Annotated in this window: 3 protein-coding genes; 2 read left to right on the plus strand and 1 reads right to left on the minus strand. The window is 67.8% G+C overall.

Annotation, left to right across the window (positions count from 1 at the left end; genetic code table 11):
• A partial coding sequence (locus tag ACNPP0_RS24205) for a LysR family transcriptional regulator (protein WP_448707228.1) occupies positions 1-618 on the minus strand: 618 nt, incomplete at its 3' end.
• 161 nt (positions 619-779) lie between these two features.
• On the opposite strand from ACNPP0_RS24205, the gene ACNPP0_RS24210 reads away from it, so the two are divergent.
• Together ACNPP0_RS24210 and ACNPP0_RS24215 are read left to right on the plus strand one after the other, a co-directional pair.
• Positions 780-1,961: an MFS transporter gene (locus ACNPP0_RS24210; RefSeq protein ID WP_448707229.1), complete on the plus strand. Its 1,182-nt coding sequence runs from the start codon at positions 780-782 to the stop codon at positions 1,959-1,961.
• Between the two features lie 65 nt (positions 1,962-2,026).
• A partial coding sequence (locus ACNPP0_RS24215) for an HAD family hydrolase (protein WP_448707230.1) occupies positions 2,027-2,490 on the plus strand: 464 nt, incomplete at its 3' end.

Here is a 2,490-nt window from a genome sequence, read left to right on the forward strand (position 1 = left end):
GCCCGCCGAGTCGCCGGCTGCGTCGCCCGCCAAGTCGCCGGCTGCGTCGCCCATCGCGTAGCCCACCACTTTGCGCGCCAGGGGATGGCCGGCGCCGACTACGGCCACCATCTGCACCGACGACAAGGCCTGCACAGCGATGCGTGGATGGCGGAAGTGCTCGCCCGCAATGATGCCCAGCGTATGGCTGCCCGACAGCAGCGCGTCGATGGGACCGCCCAGCGGCAAAACCGCCACGCGCGTCGCCACTGTGGGATAGGCGGCGCGCATGGCCTTCAGCGCCGCGCCCACGTCGGCAATGGGAAACAAGGTGTCCACGACCAGTGACAGTTCCAGTTCGACCCCGGTGCCCATGCCCTGCGCACGAGCGCGCATGGCGTCCACCCGCAGCAGGATGTCGCGCGCGTTGGCCAGCAGCGCCTGGCCTTGCGGTGTCATTACCGGGCGATGGCCGGCGCGGTCGAACAACGTCACGCCCAACTGCTGTTCCATATTGGCAATGGCGTGGCTGACCGCCGACTGCACGCGGGACAGGCTGCGGGCGGCCGCGCGAAAGCTGCCGGTATCGGCCACGGCGGCGAACACACGCAGTTGGTCCAGGGTCAGGGCGTCTATCATCGGGCGGGCCAGTGGCCAGTTCGGTTCGGTTCGGTTCGGTTTAGGCCAGTTAAATCGAGCGGCTGATCTAAACGATCGATCATTTTCATCGAAAAATAATCACTTCTCAAGATCGCGCGGGGCGGGCATGCTGGCGCCTTCGCATGGGTGACGAGGCAGGCATGAACCAGATTGAAACCCGTTGGGCCGGCGTGTGGGCCATTGTGGGCGCGGGCGTGGTCGCGTCGCTACAGGTGGGCAAGGTCATCATTGCCGCGCCCCTGTTGCGCCAGCACATGGGCCTGGACCTGGCGTCGATCGGCACGCTGACCGCCGTGTTTTCCGTATTGGGCGTCGTGGGAGGCATCGCCGCCGGCGGCGTGATCGCGCGGTTCGGCGCGCGCCGCATGTTGTTGCTGGGCTTGTCGGCCACGGCGCTGGGCACGGCAATGGGCGCCATCGCGCCCAGCTACGCGCTGTTGCTGGCGTCCCGCGTGGTCGAAGGCCTGGGTTTCCTGATGATTACCGTGGCTGGCCCGGCCGCCTTGCAGCGCCTGGTGTCCGCGTCCGGTCGGGATTTTGCCTTTGCTCTCTGGAGCTGCTACATGCCCACCGGCATGGCCATTGCCATGCTGGCCTCGCAGGCGTTCGACCACTGGCAGGCAGTTTGGTGGTGCGCGGGCGTGGCAGTGATCGTGTCGCTGGCCAGCGTGGCCGCGCTGCTGCCGTCGGGGCATGCGGCCCCGGCGCCTTTGTCCTGGCGCGGCATGCGGCAGGATACCGTTGACACGCTGAGCGCGGCCGGGCCAGTGCTGCTGGCCTTGTCGTTCACGCTCTACAGCCTGATGTTCTTCGCGCTGTTCACGTTCCTGCCGGTGTTGCTGATGGATCAGCTTGGCCTGACGTTGGCCCAGGCGGGCCTGTACAGCGCCATCGCCAGCGCCGCGAACATCGTCGGCAACCTGGGCGCGGGCGTGCTGCTGGCGCGCGGCTGGCGGCGATCCACCTTGATTGCCTGCGCCAGCGTGACGATGGGCGTGGTGGCCTTGTTGATCTTCCGGTCCGTGCTGCCGGCGATGCCGACCTTCTTGCTTTGCGTGCTGTTCTCGGCAGTCGGTGGCCTGATTCCCGCCACCTTGCTGGGCACCGCGCCGCTGGTCGCGCCGCGTCCGGCGTTGACGGCGGCGTCGGTCGGGCTGGTGATGCAGGGAAGCAACCTGGGGCAGGTGATCGGGCCGGTCACCGTGGGCGGCGTGATCGACCGCTACGGATGGGGCGCGGCGTCGACCATCGTGCTGGCGGCGGGCCTGGGCGGCGTGTTGATCGCGGCCGCGTTGCGGCGTGTGCGTGCGGCACGCTTGTAGGGGCCTATCATGATGGCCACCCCGTGCACGCCAAACCCATGCACGCCAACATTGCAGGAGCCGATATGCAGCCGTCCACCCCCCGCCTGGTCATCTTCGATTGCGATGGCGTTCTGATTGATAGCGAAATCATCGCCGCGCGCGCGCAGTCACGTGCGTTGGCCGAACATGGCATTGCGATCACGCCCGAAGAGGCCGCCCGCCGCTTCGCCGGCATCCCCGATGCCGACATGTGGCAGACGCTGCAAACCGAAAACGCGTGCACCTTGCCCGACGGCTTCGCCGGGCAGTATGCCGACCGCCTGGCGCATACGTTTCGCCAGGAACTGCGCGCCTTGCCGCACGTGCACGAAACCGTGGCGGCGTTGCGAAAGCGCGGGCTGGACCTGTGCGTGGCGTCCAGCAGCACGCCGCCCAAGTTGGAAGCGGCGTTGAAGCTGGTCGGCCTGTGGGAAGCCTTCGCGCCCCACGTATTCAGCACGGCGCAAGTGGCCAAGGGCAAGCCCGCGCCCGACGTGTTCCTGTTCGG

The sequence above is a fragment of the Achromobacter semiaridum genome (genome assembly GCF_053543755.1).

What these genes read in the sequence shown, in the direction of transcription:
- ACNPP0_RS24210 (WP_448707229.1), top strand. Translation starts at nt 780, where the DNA reads ATGAACCAGATTGAAACCCGTTGGGCCGGCGTGTGGGCCATTGTGGGC.